Origin of the sequence: Bacillus paramycoides (assembly GCF_038971285.1) — a bacterium.
Taxonomy (GTDB): Bacteria; Bacillota; Bacilli; order Bacillales; family Bacillaceae_G; genus Bacillus_A.
The window spans coordinates 1142530-1161829 of the sequence record NZ_CP152427.1; the positions used below are offsets into that span (position 1 = coordinate 1142530).

The 19300-nt window shown below is 36.1% G+C and carries 20 protein-coding genes and 1 pseudogene; 13 read left to right on the top strand and 8 right to left on the bottom strand.

Annotated features, from left to right (window positions below):
• Positions 1–72: 72 nt before the first annotated feature.
• Together hemH and katB are read left to right on the top strand one after the other, a co-directional pair.
• The gene (gene hemH / locus AAG068_RS05895; RefSeq protein WP_342718529.1) at positions 73–1032 is read left to right on the top strand and encodes a ferrochelatase; all 960 of its coding nucleotides are present in this window, start codon (positions 73–75) and stop codon (positions 1030–1032) included.
• A 59-nt stretch (positions 1033–1091) separates the two neighbouring features.
• The gene (gene katB, locus AAG068_RS05900; protein WP_342718530.1) at positions 1092–2558 is read left to right on the top strand and encodes a catalase KatB; all 1467 of its coding nucleotides are present in this window, start codon (positions 1092–1094) and stop codon (positions 2556–2558) included.
• Positions 2559–2786: 228 nt separating this feature from the next.
• Here katB and AAG068_RS05905 read toward each other — a convergent pair whose 3' ends face one another.
• A complete protein-coding gene (locus AAG068_RS05905; protein ID WP_342718531.1) occupies positions 2787–4019 on the bottom strand; it encodes an ammonium transporter in 1233 nt (410 codons plus the stop codon).
• A gap of 212 nt (positions 4020–4231) precedes the next feature.
• Between AAG068_RS05905 and AAG068_RS05910 the strand changes: the two genes are divergently transcribed.
• The 3 genes and pseudogenes from AAG068_RS05910 (at position 4232) to AAG068_RS05920 (ending at position 6929) form a co-directional block, all read left to right on the top strand.
• Complete coding sequence (locus AAG068_RS05910) at positions 4232–5533, top strand: alpha-amylase family glycosyl hydrolase (RefSeq protein ID WP_342718532.1); 1302 nt, start codon at positions 4232–4234, stop codon at positions 5531–5533.
• 47 nt (positions 5534–5580) lie between these two features.
• A pseudogene (locus AAG068_RS05915) lies at positions 5581–5807 on the top strand (hypothetical protein).
• 216 nt (positions 5808–6023) lie between these two features.
• Positions 6024–6929 (top strand): helix-turn-helix domain-containing protein, encoded by a 906-nt coding sequence (locus AAG068_RS05920; protein ID WP_342718533.1) that lies wholly within the window; start codon positions 6024–6026, stop codon positions 6927–6929.
• A 484-nt stretch (positions 6930–7413) separates the two neighbouring features.
• Here the strand turns inward: AAG068_RS05920 and AAG068_RS05925 are convergent, their stop codons facing one another.
• The gene (locus tag AAG068_RS05925; protein ID WP_001040153.1) at positions 7414–7905 is read right to left on the bottom strand and encodes a YajQ family cyclic di-GMP-binding protein; all 492 of its coding nucleotides are present in this window, start codon (positions 7903–7905) and stop codon (positions 7414–7416) included.
• Positions 7906–8151: 246 nt separating this feature from the next.
• Here AAG068_RS05925 and AAG068_RS05930 point away from each other — a divergent pair, with 246 nt between their 5' ends.
• Positions 8152–9006: a CvfB family protein gene (locus AAG068_RS05930; protein ID WP_342718534.1), complete on the top strand. Its 855-nt coding sequence runs from the start codon at positions 8152–8154 to the stop codon at positions 9004–9006.
• A 50-nt stretch (positions 9007–9056) separates the two neighbouring features.
• Here the strand turns inward: AAG068_RS05930 and prsA are convergent, their stop codons facing one another.
• Both prsA and AAG068_RS05940 read right to left on the bottom strand, forming a co-directional pair.
• Complete coding sequence (gene prsA, locus AAG068_RS05935) at positions 9057–9914, bottom strand: peptidylprolyl isomerase PrsA (protein ID WP_342718535.1); 858 nt, start codon at positions 9912–9914, stop codon at positions 9057–9059.
• Between the two features lie 129 nt (positions 9915–10043).
• Entirely contained in the window at positions 10044–10175 is a 132-nt protein-coding gene (locus AAG068_RS05940) for a DUF3941 domain-containing protein (protein WP_001120847.1), read from the bottom strand.
• A 100-nt stretch (positions 10176–10275) separates the two neighbouring features.
• Between AAG068_RS05940 and AAG068_RS05945 the strand changes: the two genes are divergently transcribed.
• Positions 10276–11133: a YitT family protein gene (locus AAG068_RS05945; RefSeq protein ID WP_000364426.1), complete on the top strand. Its 858-nt coding sequence runs from the start codon at positions 10276–10278 to the stop codon at positions 11131–11133.
• A 25-nt stretch (positions 11134–11158) separates the two neighbouring features.
• Here the strand turns inward: AAG068_RS05945 and AAG068_RS05950 are convergent, their stop codons facing one another.
• The 3 genes from AAG068_RS05950 to AAG068_RS05960 all read right to left on the bottom strand — a co-directional run bounded on the left by AAG068_RS05950 (position 11159) and on the right by AAG068_RS05960 (position 12412).
• Positions 11159–11356: a DUF3813 domain-containing protein gene (locus AAG068_RS05950; RefSeq protein ID WP_002194664.1), complete on the bottom strand. Its 198-nt coding sequence runs from the start codon at positions 11354–11356 to the stop codon at positions 11159–11161.
• Positions 11357–11497, bottom strand: coding sequence for a hypothetical protein (locus AAG068_RS05955; protein WP_000516816.1), 141 nt, complete (start codon positions 11495–11497; stop codon positions 11357–11359).
• 105 nt (positions 11498–11602) lie between these two features.
• Entirely contained in the window at positions 11603–12412 is an 810-nt protein-coding gene (locus tag AAG068_RS05960) for a Cof-type HAD-IIB family hydrolase (protein WP_001041237.1), read from the bottom strand.
• A 492-nt stretch (positions 12413–12904) separates the two neighbouring features.
• Here AAG068_RS05960 and AAG068_RS05965 point away from each other — a divergent pair, with 492 nt between their 5' ends.
• Together AAG068_RS05965 and clpB are read left to right on the top strand one after the other, a co-directional pair.
• Complete coding sequence (locus AAG068_RS05965) at positions 12905–13084, top strand: YjzC family protein (protein ID WP_000531421.1); 180 nt, start codon at positions 12905–12907, stop codon at positions 13082–13084.
• A gap of 211 nt (positions 13085–13295) precedes the next feature.
• Positions 13296–15896, top strand: coding sequence for an ATP-dependent chaperone ClpB (clpB, locus tag AAG068_RS05970; RefSeq protein ID WP_342718539.1), 2601 nt, complete (start codon positions 13296–13298; stop codon positions 15894–15896).
• Between the two features lie 32 nt (positions 15897–15928).
• On the opposite strand, the gene AAG068_RS05975 is transcribed toward clpB, so the two are convergent.
• Entirely contained in the window at positions 15929–16111 is a 183-nt protein-coding gene (locus AAG068_RS05975) for a YjzD family protein (RefSeq protein ID WP_001211116.1), read from the bottom strand.
• Positions 16112–16267: 156 nt separating this feature from the next.
• Between AAG068_RS05975 and AAG068_RS05980 the strand changes: the two genes are divergently transcribed.
• The 4 genes from AAG068_RS05980 to fabH all read left to right on the top strand — a co-directional run bounded on the left by AAG068_RS05980 (position 16268) and on the right by fabH (position 19300).
• Positions 16268–17002: a hydrolase gene (locus tag AAG068_RS05980; protein ID WP_029437835.1), complete on the top strand. Its 735-nt coding sequence runs from the start codon at positions 16268–16270 to the stop codon at positions 17000–17002.
• Between the two features lie 29 nt (positions 17003–17031).
• A complete protein-coding gene (locus AAG068_RS05985) occupies positions 17032–17904 on the top strand; it encodes an NAD-dependent epimerase/dehydratase family protein (protein ID WP_342718540.1) in 873 nt (290 codons plus the stop codon).
• 53 nt (positions 17905–17957) lie between these two features.
• The gene (locus tag AAG068_RS05990; protein WP_009879752.1) at positions 17958–18134 is read left to right on the top strand and encodes a ComZ family protein; all 177 of its coding nucleotides are present in this window, start codon (positions 17958–17960) and stop codon (positions 18132–18134) included.
• A gap of 233 nt (positions 18135–18367) precedes the next feature.
• Positions 18368–19300 (top strand): beta-ketoacyl-ACP synthase III, encoded by a 933-nt coding sequence (fabH, locus tag AAG068_RS05995; RefSeq protein ID WP_001100539.1) that lies wholly within the window; start codon positions 18368–18370, stop codon positions 19298–19300.

The window sequence follows — 19300 nt, forward strand, 5'->3', positions numbered from 1 at the left end:
TATTAGTTGTTATAATTGGAAACAAATGTTCTTGAAAAAGATTCTCATTTATAAAATTGAGGTGTTATATAGATGACAAAGAAAAAAATAGGTTTACTCGTAATGGCGTATGGAACGCCAGAATCATTAGATGATGTAGAAGCGTACTACACACATATTCGCCACGGTCGTAAACCTTCTGAAGAGGCACTCCAAGAGTTAATCGGGCGCTATAAAGCGATTGGCGGAATTTCACCACTTGCAAAAATTACGAAAGAGCAAGCGCATAAATTAACAGATTCTATGAATAATATATTTACAGAGTATGAATTTACTTGTTACTTAGGCTTAAAACATATTGCCCCATTTATAGAAGATGCAGTAGAAGAAATGAAGAAAGATGGAATTGAGCAGGCGATTAGTATCGTATTAGCACCGCACTATTCTACATTTAGCATTAAAGCGTATAATGACCGTGCGATTCGTCTTTCGGAAGAAATCGGTGGTCCAGTTATTGAACCAATTGAACAATGGTACGATGAGCCGAAATTTATTTCGTATTGGGCAGATCAAATAAAAGAAACATTTACAAAGATTGAAGATAAAGAGAAAGCAGTCGTAATTTTTTCAGCACATAGTTTGCCAGAAAAAATTATTGCGGCAGGTGACCCTTATGTAGAACAATTGCAGCGTACAGCGGATTTAATTGCAGCAGCTGCGAATATTCAAAATTATACAATTGGTTGGCAAAGTGCCGGAAATACACCTGATCCATGGATTGGACCGGATGTGCAAGATTTAACGAGAGATTTATTTGAAGACCGTGGATATGAATCTTTCGTATATTGCCCAGTTGGCTTTGTCGCAGAGCATTTAGAAGTTTTATATGACAACGATTATGAGTGTAAAGTTGTAACTGATGAAATAAATGCTGCGTATTTTAGACCAAATATGCCAAATTCACAATCTATATTTATCGATTGCTTAGCTGAAATTGTTTCCAAAAAAATGAAAGAAATAGTTGACAAGGAACTAGTTTTGAACAATAATTAGTTTATAATAATTTTAAATAAATAATAATTACTATGAGATAAAAAGGAGGATCCCCCTAAATGAATCCAAATAATCGCTTAACAACAAATCAAGGTGCTCCAGTTGGAGACAACCAAAACTCTCGTACAGCTGGTCGCCGTGGACCGGTATTATTAGAAGACTATCATTTAGTAGAAAAACTTGCGCACTTTGATCGTGAACGTATTCCAGAGCGCGTTGTGCATGCACGCGGTGCAGGTGCTCACGGTGTATTCGTAACGAAAAACAGCATGAAGGAATATACGAAAGCAGCATTTTTGCAAAATGAAGGAACCGAAACGCCTGTATTTGTTCGTTTCTCAACGGTTATTCATGGTCAAGGTTCTCCGGAAACAGCTCGTGATCCACGTGGATTCGCTGTTAAATTTTATACAGAAGAAGGAAATTACGATATCGTAGGTAACCACTTACCAGTTTTCTTTATCCGCGATGCAATTAAATTCCCTGATATGGTTCATTCTTTAAAACCAGCACCTGATACAAACATTCAAACGCCAGATCGTTATTGGGATTTCATGACGTTAAGTCCGGAATCTACACATATGATGACGTGGGTATTTTCTGATTACGGTACACCAGCGAGTTATCGTGAAATGGAAGGTTTCGGTGTCCATTCATTTAAATGGATTAATGCAGAAGGTAAAATCGTCTACATTAAATATCACTGGAAACCACAGCAAGGTGTACGTAACTTAAATGCAAAAGAAGTGCAAGAAGTACAAGGAAAAGACTTCAACCATGCAACTCGTGATTTGTTCGATGCAATCGAAAAAGGAAATTACCCGAAGTGGGATTTACACGTACAAGTGATGCAACTAGAAGAAACGGATTCTTTAGATTTCGATCCATTAGACCCAACGAAAGTATGGCCAGAAGATCGCTTCCCATTAATTGAAGTAGGGACAATGACATTAAATCGTAATCCGAAAAACTTCTTCGCGGAAGTAGAGCAAGTGGCATTCTCTCCAAGTGCAACTGTAAATGGTATTGAACCATCTGAAGATAAATTATTACAAGGTCGTTTATTCTCTTACCCAGATACGCAGCGTTACCGTCTTGGTGCAAACTATTTACAAATTCCTGTAAATTGCCCATACGCAGCTGTTCATAACCAACAACGTGATGGTGCGATGCAAATCAATCAAAACCCATCTACAATTAACTACGAACCGAGCCGTCATGCTGAAAATCCAGTTGAAGACAAAGCTTACCGCGATTCAACTATGAAAGTAGAAGGCTACGTATCTCGTGAAAAAATTGACAAACCCAATGACTTTAAACAAGCAGGTGAGCGTTACCGTTCATTCTCTAAAGAAGAGCAAGACAACTTAATTGCAAACTTAACAAATGACTTAAAAGACGTAAATGAACGTACGAAATTACTAGCTGTTTGTAACTTCTTCCGTGCAGATCAAGAGTACGGTATGCGTTTAGCACAAGCGCTAAATGTTGATATTACGCAATATGTGGGAAATGCTCCGAAATAAATAGGGAAAGACGACTGTGAAACGGTCGTCTTTTTTGTGTAAAATTACGCCGGGGTATTTTTCATTTTCGTCATGTCGGAATTCGTTGGCAAATCGATATATTGAAATAATCGCGGATATATTTGAAAAATCGCTGATATATTCTCCTAAATACCAGATGGGGTATGTTGAGGCGACAACTACAATAAAAAGAGATGCAATCTACTACCGATAGATTGCATCTCTTTTTTAGTTCACTCGCTCTGTATATTCATAAGCTTTCTCCCCATGCATCGAAATATCAAGTCCCATATGTTCTTCATGTTCATCTACCCGAACGGGGAGGAAGAAGTTAATCGTTTTAATAATGGCGTACGTCATGATGATTGTGAATGCATATGTTGCGCCGATTGCTACAACTTGTTTAAACAGTAAAGCGGCGTTTCCGTAAAATAATCCGTTAGCGCCATCAGCATTTACAGTAGTAGTGGCAAATAGTCCTGTCGCAATGCCGCCCCAAGTTCCTCCGATACCGTGACATCCGAATGCATCGAGTGTATCGTCGTATCCGAATTTTGTTTTTAAGAAAAAGACCGCTCCGAAGCATAATACGCCGCCGATTGCTCCGATAAGAAGAGCGGAGAAAGGTGTAACGAACCCGCAAGCTGGCGTAATAGCGACTAAACCGGAAACGACTCCGCAAGCAGCTCCCATCGCAGTCGGCTTTGATTGGAAGAACCATTCTGAAAGCATCCAAGTTAATGCGGAGGCAGCAGCGGCTATATTTGTGTTAATAAATGCAGTTAAAGCTACGTCATTTAAAGATAATGCGCTACCGACGTTAAAACCGAACCAGCCGAACCATAGTAAACCTGCGCCTAGCATCGTAAATGGTAAATGGTGAGGAGAAGGACCGTTTATGTTTTTTCGTTTTCCGAGGAAAATAGCTAATACAAGGCCAGCGACTCCAGATGTAATATGAACGACATTACCACCAGCGAAGTCTAACGCGCCAAGTTCTCTTAGCCATCCGCCGACGCCCCATACCCAATGAGCGACAGGATTGTATACGATTGTTGTCCATAGAAGGATGAAGATAAGGAAAGCTGAGAATCGCATTCTTTCGGCGAATGCACCTGAAATTAAAGCGGGAGTTAAAATAGCAAACATAAGCTGGAACATCATAAATAAATTGTGAGGAATAGTAGATGAGTAGCCTGGATTTGGTGCGTAGGTAACTCCGTTTAAACCGAACCAATCGAGTGTGCCGATTAGTCCGTGCAAATCTGGTCCAAATGATAAAGAATAACCAATTACAATCCATTGAATCGAAACGATAGCCATTGCGCTGTAACTATGCATTGTCGTACTGAGTACGTTCTTACTGCGAACCATGCCCCCATAAAAAAGTGCCAATCCTGGTGTCATTAACATGACCATTACTGTCGTTACAAACATAAAAACCGTATCTCCTGTATCCATTCTCTCTCCTCCTATAATGTTAGAAAAAATAACATCAATTTGTTATGTTTCATATCATATTCGAAATAAAAAGAAAAATCAACTAAAAATTCAGAATTTTTTTGCTGCATGTTAGAAAATCTAACATATGATAATTTGGGAAGAATGAAATCAACGTATGCGATTCGTTTGGATAATTGGTATAATATTCTTACAATTAAAAAACATGGGGGATGCGTGTGGGGAAAATACATACTAGGAAACTGTTCATTGTTTTTTGTTTAGCTGTTGTTTTATTTGTACCAATACATACGTTTGCAGATGAAAAAAGAGAATGGCGAGACGAAGTTATATATTCTATTATGATTGATCGTTTCAATAACGGAGAACCGAAAAATGACAAACAGTTAGAAGTTGGTAATTTAGAAGGATATCAGGGCGGAGATATAAGAGGGATTATAAAAAGACTGGATTACATAAAAGAAATGGGCTTTACCGCTGTTATGCTTTCTCCGCTTTTTGAAAGTGGAAAGTACGATGGATTAGAGGTGCGCAATTTTCAAAAGGTAAATGAACATTTCGGAACAGAAAATGATGTGAAAGAACTTGTACAAGCAGCTCACGCAAAAGGAATGAAAGTTGTACTTCAATTTCCATTTGGAGAAAGTGAACAACAAGTCATCGATGCGATGAAATGGTGGATCGAAGAAGTCGATTTAGATGCAAGCTATGTAATACATAGTGAAAAAAAGTCGGATGCTTTTTGGAATGACGTGCAAAAAGATATGCAAATGATAAAGAAAGATTTTCGTATTATGATAAAAGAAGATAGTAAATACAACGAAAAAATAGTAGATGCGTTTTCTAAAGCGGATGTATCGGTGAAACCTTTATATGATGTGAGTAAAAAAGACGGAGAAGCCGCTACATTTTTAGATAATCAAGAGACAGAAAGATTTGCTCGTATTGCAAAAGAGAATATGAATTATCCGCCATCTCGTTTGAAACTAGCTCTTACATATTTATTAACATCACCAGGTATTCCGAATTTTTATTACGGAACTGAAATTGCATTAGATGGAGGAGCAACGCCAGATAATAGACGGTTAATGGATTTCAAATCAGATGAAAAGTTTATGCAACACATAACGAAACTCGGTGAGCTTAGACAAGCGAGACCATCATTACGCCGTGGTACGTTTGAGCTTCTATACGATAAAGATGGAATGAGTGTACTAAAGAGAAAGTATAAAGATGAAGTGACAGTAGTAGCGATTAATAATACGAAAGAAACACAAAAAGTTGCTTTACCTGTAATTGCAATTGGCGAAAAACAAGAGTTAAGAGGATTGTTAGAAGATGAAATTATAAGAGAAGAAAACGGGGATTTTTATCTTGTTTTAAAGCGTGAAGAATCAAATGTATATAAAGTTAACGGGGAAACAGGTGTGAATTGGTTGTTTATCTCCTTAATAGTCGGTGTGAATGTATTATTTATTGCGTTTTTAATTGTGGTGAAAAAGAGACGGAAATGAGTAACGTTTTTTTAGTAGTTCTTCTTCAGTTTAAGGTGGTGGGGTATTTGCGGAAAAAGAAGTGGTTCGCTCTATGTTTATGTGTTTTTATCGTATTTGTAAGTTTTTATTTTTGGGACAACCGTGATGATGGGGAATTTGTTCCGTGGGGCGATAGTGTTCATTCTGTTGATACGGCAGTTCTGAAGAGAAACGATATAAAATACAAAATCGAAAATGATAAAGTATACATTCCTAAAAATCATTTGATAAAGCAATATGGTGTTGCTCTTAATAAATGCGAAATCTTGGTGGGACAGACTAAGGAGAAAACTTTCTCCCTAGTCTGTTTTTCTGTGAAGTAAGACTCTCATCTCGAAATGCAGCTGAGCAAAGAAGTAAAAAAAAAATCGATAGAAGCAACAATAATTGAAAATATACTAATTTTACATTACATTAAAGGATGAAAAGTATTTTGTTACTCATTGCGGGCTATATTTGAGGAGGAAAAATGGAATTTTACGATTTGGGTATTACCATTAAAGAACTTAGAATGAAAAAGAATATATCACAATCTGAATTGTGTCATGGAATATGTTCACAAAGTCAAATTAGCAAAATAGAAAAAGGTATGATTTATCCATCTAGCATATTGTTATATCAATTATCTGAAAGACTTGGTATTGATCCAAATCATATTTTCGCACTAACTCAAAACAAAAAACTAAAATATGTAGAAAATGTAAAATGTGTAATGAGAGATTGTACAAAACAAAAACAATATAATGAACTTTATGAAATAGTGAAACAAGAGAAAACCGAAAATAATTTCCAGTTAAAAGAAGATAAACAATTTCTAATATGGCATGAAGCAATTGCTATATTTTATGTGAATAAATCAATAAAAACTGCTTTAAATCTTTTAAATAGTGCACTAAAACTAACTGTAACGAATGGTGATTTTTTATCAGAAAGAGAAATAGATATTATGCAGTCGATGGCTATATTTCATTGGGCAAATAAAGAATATGAAAAGAGTATTACTATATTAAGAAGATGTTTAACTAATTTTAATAAGTTAGATTTCCCTAGAGATAAAGAGGTTAAATTAAAAATCATTTTTAATTTAGGGAAAATGTTAGGTCATGCAAATCAACATGAAGAGGCAATAAAATACAATGATATGGGTATTAAATTAGCTATTAATCTAAATACTCTATATTTATTAGGTGAATTATACTATGGGAAAGCTTGGAACATGCTAAAGCTGAAACAATGTAATGAAGAGGATGTAGCTGATAATATGAAAAAAGCATTATTTATCTTTGAACTAACAGAAAAAGAAGATCTGATAAAAATAGTTAAAGAAAAATATTTTGAAAATCAAAATAAAAAAATCACTCATAATTTCCAATGAATATTTTATTATTTTCTTTAAAAAAAGGCACCTTATGGTGTCTTTTTTATGACTTATATCATCAATTATTACAGTTCATAGGTTTCTTATACCAAGCTTTGTTGATGTATTTACACTTTGCAGGTGTCGAAGTTTTAGGCGTATCCCTGGGTGTAGTTATATTATTAGAACATCCTGCAATGTGTAGACAGAATGTAGTTAATAAAAAACATAGTATTAATTTCTTCAAATAACCACTTCTAACTCTTTTTTAATTAACATTTTTCATAAAATAAATTCCTTACTAATTTTACATTACATGAAAGGACGAAAAATATTCTTATACTCATAAATTGTTACATTTGAGTGGGGAGGGAGGTTTTTGTTCCAATTTTTAAAAGGGTCTTCTTCATTTATGTATAAAAATTATCCGATTGCCCGTAAGCTTAGACTTCTCTACATGCTAAAAAGAAAAACATCCTCTACACAGAGGATGTTTTTCTTTTTAGCGGTAGTTAATGAATTGTACGTCAATCGGTAAATCAGCACTACGAACTGCAGCGATAACTGCTTGTAAGTCATCACGGCTTTTCGCTGTAACACGTACTTGGTCATCTTGTACTTGTGTTTTTACTTTTAACTTCATTTCTTTAATGATGTTGTTAATTTTTTTTGCGTTATCTTTATCGATACCTTGTTGAAGTGTTGCACGTTGGCGAACAGTGTTACCAGCCGCCGCTTCAACTTTTCCGTAATCTAAGTTCTTAATTGGAACGTTACGTTTTACAAGTTTAGAAATAAGAACATCTTTTACTTGCTCTAATTTGAACTCGTCGTCAGAAGTTAAAACAAGTACTTCTTTTTCTAATTTAATATCACTTTTACTTCCTTTAAAGTCATATCGGTTTTGGATTTCCTTTAATGCAGTGTTAATTGCGTTTGTTACTTCAGGTAATTCTACTTTCGAAACGATGTCAAAAGAACTATCTTTTGCCATAGTTAGCACCTCCAAATAAATTTCTAATCTTTTTATGTACTGTACATACTAAAGTATAGCTGAAAACGAGCTTAGAATTAAGTGTTTTCATACTTATATTCATGTAACCTCATTTTATTATAGTGAATTTTGGGCAGTTGGACAAATAAAGGAAAAATCGTGTTATAATTAACTTTTGTTTGGAATGATAAAAATATAAAAAAGTTAAAAAGTTCATTTTATATATATAGAAGGGAATTAAAAAATATGTACTTACAAATAGGATCGATTGAACAGGTAACTGTTTTACGCGAAACGGAAATCGGATATATGGTTGGGAATGAAGAAGAAGAAATTTTCCTACATAAAAACGAAGTAGCTGGAGAAATTGAAGAAGGCGATACGATTGATGTATTCTTATACCTTGATCACCAAAATCGTATTTCAGCAACAATGAAAGAGCCAATTATTACAACGTATGATTGGAACTGGGTAAAGGTTGTAGAAGTTATTCCTAGTTTAGGTGTGTTTGTTGATATTGGTGTATCAAAAGATATACTAATCCCGGCGGATGAATTCCCAATTTATATGCCAGTATGGCCAGAAGTTGGAGACGAATTATATTGTACGTTAAAATTAACGAATCGTGATCGCCTTATCGCTCTTCCGGCAAGAGACAGTGATATGCAAGAAATTATCGTGGATGCGACGCCATCTATGCGTAATAAAAACGTAAATGGACGTGTGTATCGTTCACTACAAGTTGGTTCATTCATCTTAACAGATGAGCATTTCCGTGCTTTCTTACACCATACGGAAAGAAAAGAACAAGTCCGTATTGGTCAGCGCGTAACAGGACGTATTATTGATGTGAAAGATGACGGTACAATTAACATTTCACTTCTTCCTCGTAAAGAAGAAGGAATGGAAGATGATGCTGCAGTAATTTATGCATATATGGAAGAACGAGGCGGAGCAATGCCGTTTTGGGATAAGAGTTACCCAGAAGACATTAAAGAACGTTTCAATATGAGTAAAGCTGCATTTAAGCGTGCGCTTGGTAAGTTGATGAAAGAAGAAAAGATTTATCAAGAAGAAGGTTGGACGTACTTTAAGAAATAAAGGAAATAAAAAGCACGACCTTATATTTATAAATATAAGGTCGTGCTTTTTTAATTCCCTTGCTCATGCGCAAGAGTAAACGTATCTTTCAAGTCACTATCATTTATTTTAATATTTGCTTTTTTCAATTCGTCTTGCAATAGTTTTTTGCCGAATATAGGGTCAGAGATACGTTCTTCTTCTAAGTGTTTGCGAATAGAGTCTTTCACTTCATCATAAGGCTTTAAATCTTTTTTATCAGTTAATTTAATAATATGATAACCGTTTGGTGATGTAACGGGATTGCTAATTTGTCCTACCTTTAGTTTATAGGCAGCTGTTTCAAATTCAGGCGCCATTTTGCCTGAATTGAAGTATCCAAGGTCTCCGCCTTTTTCTTTTGATAATAGATCTTGTGATTCTTGCTTTGCTAATTCTTCAAATGAAGCACCAGCATCTAATTTTTTCTTTATTTCTTTCGCTTCGTTCTCATCGCTTACTAAAATATGACTCGCTTTAATTTCTGGTTTATAGTGGTCTTTCACGTCTTTTTCTGTAATACTTTTCTTAATCGCTTCATTCATAGCAAGTTTGAACTTAATTTGATTTTTGAAATCAGCTTCATCTTTTAAACCATTGTTTTTCAATACATTTCTAAATTGGTCTCCGTATTGATTTTTCGCTTTTTGTACTTCTTTATCTACATCATCGTCAGATACTTTATATTTTTTCGTGATAACGTCTTGCGCCATCATTTCGTACAGCATGTCTTTTCCGTAACGATCTTTCAACCGTTTTTCGAAGTCGTTCTTCGTAATGGTTGAGTCTGTTGCTGTAGCGACTGTATCTGAGCCGTTTTTTTGTCCACAAGCAGATAGCATTAATATACTTAGTAGTGCAGTAATAATGAAAATGTGTTTCCCTCTCATGCCAACACCTCATCCGAATATGTTATCGCTATTGTAGAATATAGAAGTGAACATGAAGTGAATTTTTAATGTTTTTTCCTGTGAAATGTAAAAAAAGTACATCAACAATATTGTTGATGTACGATGGAATCAAAGGTGATCGGTCTTTTTAGAATAGGCACGCTTACCTTGCTGAATATTTTTTTGTTCTTGCTCATTTTTTTGCGCGCGTTTTGCATTATTATCGCGTGCTTTTTTGTCGTTATCACTCGTATGTGGCATATGTATCAACTCCATTTCTAAACGTTGTACGTTTATCATTTCCTTTTTCGTAAAGACTATGTATAGCAGTGCATTCATGAATAATAAGGGTGGATTAGAAATGGATTTGAAGTTGAATTATGCCGAACTTATAAAGAAGTTAATCGTTGTAATCATCGCAGGTTTGTTAAACGCGATTGGAATGAATTTATTTTTAACGCCAGCGAAAGTGTACGCGAGTGGTTTTGCTGGATTGTCTCAATTGTTATCACAAATATTAGGTGACTTTTTATCTATTCACATATCAACAGGGGTATTGTTTAGCTTGTTTAATATTCCGGTCGTTATTTTAGCCTGGAAAAAGGTTGGAAAGGCCTTTACTTTCTTTAGTTTTCTTTGTGTTATCTTTATGACTTTGTTTTTAGAAATTATCCCGGTTAGGGCAGTTTCGAACGACATCATATTAAATGCGATTTTTGGCGGGCTTATTTCAGCAATCGGGGTAGGGATTGCGTTGAAGTGGGGGGCTTCTACAGGTGGTTTAGATATAATCGCCATGATTTTATCAAAGATTAAAGACAAGCCTGTCGGTACGTATTTTTTCTTCTTTAATGCACTGATCATTATCGCTGCCGGCTATGTGTATGGATGGGAAAAAGCATTATATACGTTGGTGACTTTGTATGTGTCAACGCGAATCATCGATGCAATTCATACGCGTCATGTGAAGATTACGGCATTAATCGTTACGAAGAATGGGGCGGATGTACGAAAGGCGATTCACTCACGCTTAGTGAGGGGGATTACAACTATACCAGCAACAGGTGCGTATACGAATGAAAATAAGGAAATGTTAATGATTGTTATTACTCGTTACGAGCTGTACGAATTAGAGAGGGTTATTAAACAAGTGGACCCAGGTGCATTTACAAACGTGCTGCAAACAGTTGGGGTATTTGGCTTGTTTCGAAAAGATTAAAGAGGACCAAAGCTGGTCCTCTTTTTTAATGTAAATTCGTAATAGTTTGCAACTGCTCTTGCATTTCACGTAGCTGAACTTTTTCAGCTGTTGAAGAGTTTGCGTAAGCAGAGTGCAACGCGTTTTTTGCTCTATATACGAGATCTTGTTGCTCAGCGCCGCTTGAACAAGATACGGCATTTGCAACAGCATCTCTAGCTTGTTGGAATAGTAAGTTCCCCATTTAGACCCCTCCAAAAGAAGAGTTACTTCTCGCTTTTTCTGCCTCAGCTAATGTACCTCTGTACGGGAATCTTGCATCATGCTTCATAACAGCATCGGCTCCTTGTTGGATAAAACGTTTTGATTTGTTCTTTTTACCCATTCGAAAAACCCCCTTTATTTAGCTGAAAACAATCGACGCGCTGATTTATGCGTCTAATGATAGTATGAGCGTTTGGCGGGAAACTATAAGCAGGGAATTTTTAGATTACAATCCAAGAACCTCTTCTAAATATAGAGCAATACCATCTTCTTCGTTTGTTAACGTCGTATGGTTTGCGAGTGATTTTAATTCAGGAATAGCATTTCCCATTGCGATGCCATGACCAGCAAATTCAATCATTTCAAAGTCGTTATCCTCGTCACCGAAAGCGATAATTCGTTCTTGTGGAATGTTATAATGACTAGAAATTTTTTGTAATCCGACAGCTTTATTTAATCCGCTTTTTACGATTTCAATAATCGGCCAAGGTGCACCCCATTTTCTATGGTCGATTACTTCAGCATGCATATCAGTTAAATGTTGACGAATTGCAGTAGAATGCTCGTCATGTGCGTCAATTAATAAGCAAGTTGGATGATCGTTTAAAATATTTAATAAGTCTCCTGTAAAAATATTTGGAGAACCGAATTCGAAAATATGTTTTTTATCTTCATCAATTTCACGAACATACACATCGTCCATTACTTCAGCGTATATATTTTTTACGCCAAAATCAAAGCAAGCTCGGACAATTTCTTGCGCTGTTGCTAGCTCAAGAGGAGAGTGATGTGTGCCCCACTTTGAATCAAGAGGATGATGTACGTATGCGCCATTAAAGTTTACGATTGGTGTATTTAGACCAAGTTCTTTATAGTAATCATAACTAGCGCGGAATGGACGTCCTGTTGAAATAACAACGATATGTCCTTGTTCCTTTGCCTTTGCAATTGTATGTTTTGTGCGAGTGGAAATTATTTTGTTGTCTGTTAATAAAGTGCCGTCTAAGTCTAATGCGATTAAATGTTGTTTGTTCATAATTTCACCTCTTATAATAATTTTTTTGTATCTATCTGTATTTCCGTTTTTAATATGCAGAAATAAGAGGTTAGACTGGGTGAGACCACAAAAGATGGAAAGTTCACTATATATCCATCTTACGTCGCAAAGTGCTGCGGTGTCTACTATTTCTCGCTGGAAATCAAGAAAAGTCAACATCTTTTTAGAAAGTTCAAACAATGTTTCTTTCATTATGGACAAATTGTGAAAAGGGTTACATTACTCGTATGATGAGGCTTATAATGAACATGTAATCTTCTCGTATATGTTTGACTCTCCTTTGAAACTGGCCTATAGTAGGTTGGTTTCTTTTTTTTCTACAAATAGGAAAGAAATCCCTTCCTAAGCTTGTGTCATTCATGTATATGTACAAGGATGAAATATAGTACTTGTTTCCTAAACATGACAGACAAGCTTTCTTTTAAAATGGATATACTAATGAGGCAAAGACGTCATGGAAGGAGAATGGAAATGGGACAAAATCGCAGGTTTCGTTCTGGACAAAAAGCGCCGAATGATGGCATTTACGTAGAAATTGGTGAAACGGGAAGCATGGTGAAAGACCCGCAAATGGTGAAACTAACTGCCGGTGAAAAGTTTCCAGATAACACAAATCATAACCGTCAGTGGACATATAAAAGAAAACCGTAACAGAAGCCGCAATCGTTATTGCGGCTTTTTTGTCGTTACACATTATAATTTCATTTACCGTACTTTTTTAAGTAGCATAATGAATTTTCCCTTTTTCTTTTTCCAATAATAAGCTTGAAAATACATAAGCAAAATTATTGTATAAAAAAGTAAGTTGGCGTATAATCAAATAAAAGGTCAAAGAAAGTCAAACATTTGGAGGACTGTAAAGATGGACTTAAATCAAATGACAACGAAAACACAAGAGGCGATTATGAGTGCCCAATCTTTAGCGGTATCTCATCATCATCAAGAAGTAGATACTGTTCATCTCTTGTTTACATTATTAGAAGAGCAAGATGGGCTAGCAGTACGTATTTTTCAAAAAATGAATGTCGATATAGAAGCGTTAAAACAAGGCGCCGAAAGTTTAATTAAGAAAAAGCCCTCTGTAACGGGAAGCGGTGCAGAAGCAGGCAAATTATATATAACAGGTGCCCTGCAACAATTACTTGTAAGGGCAGGAAAAGAAGCAGAAAAATTACAAGATGACTACATTTCAGTTGAACATGTATTGCTTGCTTTTACTGAAGAAAAAAGCGATATAGGCCAATTATTCACAAGATTTCATATTACGAAAGATAACTTATTACAGTCTTTAATGATAGTTCGGGGGAATCAAAGAGTGACTAGTCAAAATCCAGAAGCAACTTATGAAGCGTTAGAAAAATATGGTCGTGATTTAGTGGCGGAAGTAAGAGCGGGGAAAATTGATCCTGTTATCGGCCGCGATAGTGAAATTCGCCGCGTAATCCGCATTCTTTCACGTAAAACGAAAAATAACCCGGTTTTAATTGGTGAGCCAGGTGTTGGTAAAACAGCAATCGTTGAAGGATTAGCACAGCGTATTGTGAAGAAGGATGTACCTGAAGGATTAAAAGATAGAACAATCTTTGCATTAGATATGAGTGCGCTTGTAGCTGGAGCGAAATTCCGTGGTGAATTTGAAGAGCGTCTGCAAGCTGTATTAAATGAAATTAAAAAGAGTGAAGGACGCATTTTATTATTCATTGATGAACTTCATACAATCGTCGGAGCTGGTAAAACAGAAGGTGCGATGGACGCAGGGAATATGTTAAAACCGATGCTTGCACGCGGTGAACTGCATTGTATCGGGGCGACAACGTTAGATGAATATCGTAAATATATTGAGAAAGACCCAGCGCTAGAAAGACGTTTCCAACAAGTATTAGCAGAAGAACCAACTGTTGAAGATACAATTTCCATTTTACGTGGTTTAAAAGAGCGTTTTGAAATTTATCATGGTGTAAATATTCACGACCGCGCGATTGTAGCAGCATCTGTTTTATCAGATCGATATATTTCGGATCGTTTCTTACCAGATAAAGCAATTGATCTTGTCGACGAAGCATGCGCAACGATTCGCACAGAAATCGATTCTATGCCGACAGAATTAGATGAAGTAACGCGCCGCATTATGCAGTTGGAAATTGAAGAAGCGGCTCTTGGAAAAGAAAAGGACTTTGGTAGCCAAGAACGTCTAAAAACGTTGCAACGTGAATTATCGGATTTAAAAGAAGTTGCAAGTGGTATGAGAGCGAAATGGGAGAAAGAAAAAGAAGATATTCACAAAGTTCGTGACTTACGTGAACATTTAGAGCGTCTGCGCCGTGAATTAGAAGAAGCAGAAGGGAATTACGATCTAAATAAAGCAGCGGAACTTCGCCACGGAAAAATTCCTGCAATTGAAAAAGAGTTAAAAGAAGCAGAAGAAATGGGTGCGCATAATAAACAAGAAAATCGTTTATTACGTGAGGAAGTAAGTGAAGAAGAAATTGCTGATATTGTTTCACGCTGGACTGGTATTCCTGTTGCAAAACTGGTTGAAGGTGAACGTGAGAAATTGCTACGTTTAGAGCAAATTTTATCAGAGCGTGTCATCGGACAAGAGGAAGCGGTAAGCTTAGTATCAGATGCAGTTCTTCGTGCACGCGCTGGTATTAAAGACCCGAACCGTCCGATTGGTTCCTTCATTTTCTTAGGACCGACTGGTGTTGGTAAAACAGAACTTGCAAAAACGTTAGCGCAGTCATTATTTGATAGTGAAGAGCAAATGATTCGTATCGATATGTCTGAGTATATGGAGAAACATGCTGTGTCACGCTTAATTGGTGCGCCTCCTGGATATGTTGGATATGAAGAGGGCGGTCAATTAACAGAAGCAGTAAGACGTAAACCGTATTCTGTTATTTTGTTAGACGAAATTGAAAAAGCGCATCCAGAAGTATTCAACATTTTATTACAAATGTTAGATGACGGTCGCATTACAGATTCGCAAGGACGTACAGTAGACTTTAAAAACACGGTTATTATTATGACTTCAAATATTGGATCTGCTCATTTATTAGATGGATTAGAAGAAGATGGCTCCATTAAAGAAGAATCAAGAGAACTTGTAATGGGACAATTAAGAGGACATTTCCGACCAGAGTTTTTAAACCGTGTCGACGAAATTATTTTATTCAAACCTCTTACAACGAATGAAATTAAAGGTATTGTTGATAAAATTGTAAAAGAATTGCAAGGTCGTTTAGCTGACCGTCATATTACAGTAGAATTAACAGACGCAGCGAAAGAATTTGTTGTAGAAGCTGGATTTGATCCGATGTACGGAGCTCGTCCGTTAAAACGATATGTACAGCGTCAAGTTGAGACGAAATTAGCGAGAGAATTAATTGCAGGTACGATTATGGACAGTAGTCATGTAGTAGTTGATGTAGCAAATAACGAATTAGTCGTGCATGTGAAATAAAAAAAGAGTTCGGATAAAATCCGGACTCTTTTTTAGTGTTGTTCTACTGGCTCGTTTGGAATTGCAGCTGAAATTGCTAGTACTAATACCGCAAGAACAACTGAGAAAATAGACGCTTGGTTAAAATCGTATGTACCGCCAGTCATAGAGCCGATTACGTAGCTCATCATATGTACAAGCAAGAACGACCAAATTAATGCCCAAATGAAACGCATATTTTACACCTCTATTCGTTCAATCTGTCCTTATTGTAACACAATTGAAAAAAGAATATAGAAAAATATTTGTAGATTTTTCAACGCAAATTTGCATTCCGTTCATACATTATAAAAGAGTACTTTTATACGTTTAGAAAATAAGGCGGGGGAAAAATGAGTATTACAGAACGTTTTTTTTACTTAGAAAAAGAACCATGTGTCATTTATTTACCGGAGAAGCCAAACGGATTTTCTGTAATGCTTCTCGGTGATTACAACTACTTTATTGAGAATGGTACAAGTTTATGGACACAGCATGCAGGTAGATCTTATTTTTTACATGGCCTTATTGAGGAAGGCTATACGGTCTTTTCTTCTAATTTATACGGAAGACATTGGGGAAATGACCAATCTGTTCGTCTAGCAAAACGCTTATATGATGTTGTATTGAGAAAAGAGACATTGAATGCGAAAATGCACATTATGGCAGATGGTATGGGTGCACTTGTAGCACTTGAAATGATGAACAAATACCCTGAATGTATACGCTCTGTCATTATGTTAAATCCATGTTTAGATTTACCAGAATATGTAGAGTTTGAGAAAGAGCATAAGTTTTTTTACAAGAGACTCGTAAAGGAATTATGTTTGGCGTATGATTCCAAAGAAGCAGAATTAGAATCAAAAATAAATAAGAAATCATTTACGCTTCTTCCGTCTTGTGTACCTGTTAAAGTTTTCGTATCAACACAAGAAAAAAGAGGGAGAAAACAGTTGTTACGTAAATATGAGAAAATGAGGCAATTCAATCAATGTGATACTTCTGTCTTATTCCATCTGCAAGATGTGAAATATAAAATGGTCAGGCAAACGACTGATTTCTTTAAAAAATATGAAGAAGAATTGTGAAGCTCCCATATACATAAATGAGGAGCTATTTGTTTCAAGGAGAAAGGGTTGGTGGTATGGAACGCGTGCTAATTATAGGTGCACTTACGTTTGTAGGTTATCACCTTGTGAATAAAATGATTGCAGAAGAAGTAGAAGTGTACGGTCTTGATTTTGATGAATTCGAGAACATGACAAAGATTAATGAAGAGAAATTATTGTTAATTGGGCGAAATGCGTTATTTACGTATTACTCGATAAGAGATGAAGAGGGATGGAAATCAGTAGAAGAAGAGAAGTTCGATACAGTTTACTTTTGCTTGTATGAACCAAATCAACAAAGTGGCTTTCGGAATGAAAGAGTTATATTACAGTATTTAAAGCGAATTGTAAGACTATGTGAAGAACATAAAGTGAAGTTAAATCTAATTTCTTCTATTGAAGTAGGAAACGTAGATGAATCCGAAAATAAACGTTTATTTTCGAAAGTGGAAGAAGGATTGAAAAAAGGAGAGGCACAATATAGTGTATTTCGAGTTCCTACATTATATGGGCCATGGCAACCATCTTTTATGATGTATCATCAGCTCATTTTATCAGAACTGGGTGAGAAAGAGTGCCATTATGCGAGTGAGGAAAACGGAAGAGATCTACTGTACGTTGAAGATGTATGTGAATACTTATGGGAAAATGGAATGAACGAGGGGCATCTCGGTATATACAATTTACTTAGTGGCAAAAAATCATTATGGAAAAAAGGTATGAATCTTTTACGTGCAGAGGATAAAGTAAATAAAGAGAATGAAGAAGAAAGAGATAAAGCTGTAGAGGTGATTTCGATAAAAAGAAACACGCCGTTAGAATACGGTTTAAATAAACAATTAGCGCATATGAAAAAATATAAAGAGTTATACGAAGGGTAGCGAGCGTGTTACACTATGTATGTGAAAGTTTTAATGGAGAGGAAGAACGTAATATGAATGAGAAAAGCATGCAATTTTTACAAATCGCAATGAAGCATTTACCAGAAGCAAAGGCCATTTTAGATGATAATGGAATTGCGCTTGATATGGAAAAAGCACAACCAGTATTAGAGTTATTGATGAAAGTTATGAACGAAGCATATGAGCTTGGGAAAGCAGATCAAGAATAAAAAGCATCTTTTTAGATGGAAGAGAGGCCCGAACCGTAAGTAGAAGCGGTTCGGGCTTTTTTATATTTGGAAAGAAACAGGAAAAGGTATGTTTCTGTTTCTTTTCATGAACAATAAGGTGAATAATGCGCTCGCTTTATGTTTTAGCTGAAATATATTCTAGACAAAAATACATTTATGTTTTAAAATTAGTACCAAGTCATAATAATTGATATAAAACGGAGGGCTGCGATGTGAACGTGGGCATTTTAGGGATCGGAAGATATGTGCCGGAAAAAGTAGTCACAAATCACGATTTAGAGAAAATAATGGATACATCTGATGAATGGATTCGTACGAGAACAGGGATTGCGGAAAGACGCATTGCCGATGATACAATAGATACTTCATATATGGCCGTAGAGGCTTCTAAAAAAGCGCTTGAAGATGCAGGGATTAGTGGAGAGGATATCGATCTTATTTTAGTAGCGACAGTAACGCCAGATCGTGCTTTCCCAGCAGTAGCTTGTGTCATTCAAGAAGCAATTGGCGCAAAACATGCAGCTGCAATGGATTTAAGTGCAGCATGTGCTGGTTTTATGTACGGAATGATTACAGCGCAGCAATTTATTCAAACGGGAACTTATAAAAATGTATTAGTAGTTGGTAGTGATAAGCTATCTAAAATTGTAGACTGGAACGATCGAAATACAGCGGTACTATTTGGAGACGGAGCTGGTGCGATCGTAATGGGAGCTGTTTCAGAAGGGAAAGGCGTTCTATCTTTCGAATTAGGAGCAGACGGAAGTGGCGGTAAGCATCTTTATCAAGACGAGTATGTTATGATGAATGGCAGAGAAGTCTTTAAATTTGCCGTTCGTCAACTTGGAGATTCTTGTCTTCGCGTTTTAGATAAAGCTGGTCTTACGAAAGAAGATGTGGATTTCTTAGTACCGCATCAAGCGAATATTCGTATTATGGAATCTGCAAGAGAGAGATTAAATTTACCACAAGAAAAAATGAGTATGACAATTGAGAAGTTTGGTAATACATCAGCTTCTTCAATCCCGATTGCAATGGTAGAGGAATTGCAAAATGGACGTATTCAAGATGGGGATTTAATTATACTTGTTGGTTTTGGCGGTGGATTAACATGGGGAGCAGTCGCTCTTCGTTGGGGTAAATAA

Bases quoted from the DNA above. Each gene is read 5' to 3' on its own strand.
- AAG068_RS05975 (WP_001211116.1), bottom strand. From the start codon at position 16,111: ATGCGTTTCATTTGGGCATTAATTTGGTCGTTCTTGCTTGTACATATG.
- AAG068_RS05960 (WP_001041237.1), bottom strand. From the start codon at position 12,412: ATGAACAAACAACATTTAATCGCATTAGACTTAGACGGCACTTTATTA.
- prsA (WP_342718535.1), bottom strand. From the start codon at position 9,914: ATGAGAGGGAAACACATTTTCATTATTACTGCACTACTAAGTATATTA.
- AAG068_RS05920 (WP_342718533.1), top strand. From the start codon at position 6,024: ATGGAATTTTACGATTTGGGTATTACCATTAAAGAACTTAGAATGAAA.
- AAG068_RS05990 (WP_009879752.1), top strand. From the start codon at position 17,958: ATGAATGAGAAAAGCATGCAATTTTTACAAATCGCAATGAAGCATTTA.
- AAG068_RS05945 (WP_000364426.1), top strand. From the start codon at position 10,276: ATGGATTTGAAGTTGAATTATGCCGAACTTATAAAGAAGTTAATCGTT.
- katB (WP_342718530.1), top strand. From the start codon at position 1,092: ATGAATCCAAATAATCGCTTAACAACAAATCAAGGTGCTCCAGTTGGA.
- AAG068_RS05925 (WP_001040153.1), bottom strand. From the start codon at position 7,905: ATGGCAAAAGATAGTTCTTTTGACATCGTTTCGAAAGTAGAATTACCT.
- AAG068_RS05910 (WP_342718532.1), top strand. From the start codon at position 4,232: ATGCGTGTGGGGAAAATACATACTAGGAAACTGTTCATTGTTTTTTGT.
- hemH (WP_342718529.1), top strand. From the start codon at position 73: ATGACAAAGAAAAAAATAGGTTTACTCGTAATGGCGTATGGAACGCCA.
- AAG068_RS05940 (WP_001120847.1), bottom strand. From the start codon at position 10,175: ATGCCACATACGAGTGATAACGACAAAAAAGCACGCGATAATAATGCA.
- AAG068_RS05980 (WP_029437835.1), top strand. From the start codon at position 16,268: ATGAGTATTACAGAACGTTTTTTTTACTTAGAAAAAGAACCATGTGTC.
- AAG068_RS05950 (WP_002194664.1), bottom strand. From the start codon at position 11,356: ATGGGGAACTTACTATTCCAACAAGCTAGAGATGCTGTTGCAAATGCC.
- AAG068_RS05930 (WP_342718534.1), top strand. From the start codon at position 8,152: ATGTACTTACAAATAGGATCGATTGAACAGGTAACTGTTTTACGCGAA.
- clpB (WP_342718539.1), top strand. From the start codon at position 13,296: ATGGACTTAAATCAAATGACAACGAAAACACAAGAGGCGATTATGAGT.
- AAG068_RS05955 (WP_000516816.1), bottom strand. From the start codon at position 11,497: ATGGGTAAAAAGAACAAATCAAAACGTTTTATCCAACAAGGAGCCGAT.
- AAG068_RS05905 (WP_342718531.1), bottom strand. From the start codon at position 4,019: ATGGATACAGGAGATACGGTTTTTATGTTTGTAACGACAGTAATGGTC.
- AAG068_RS05965 (WP_000531421.1), top strand. From the start codon at position 12,905: ATGGGACAAAATCGCAGGTTTCGTTCTGGACAAAAAGCGCCGAATGAT.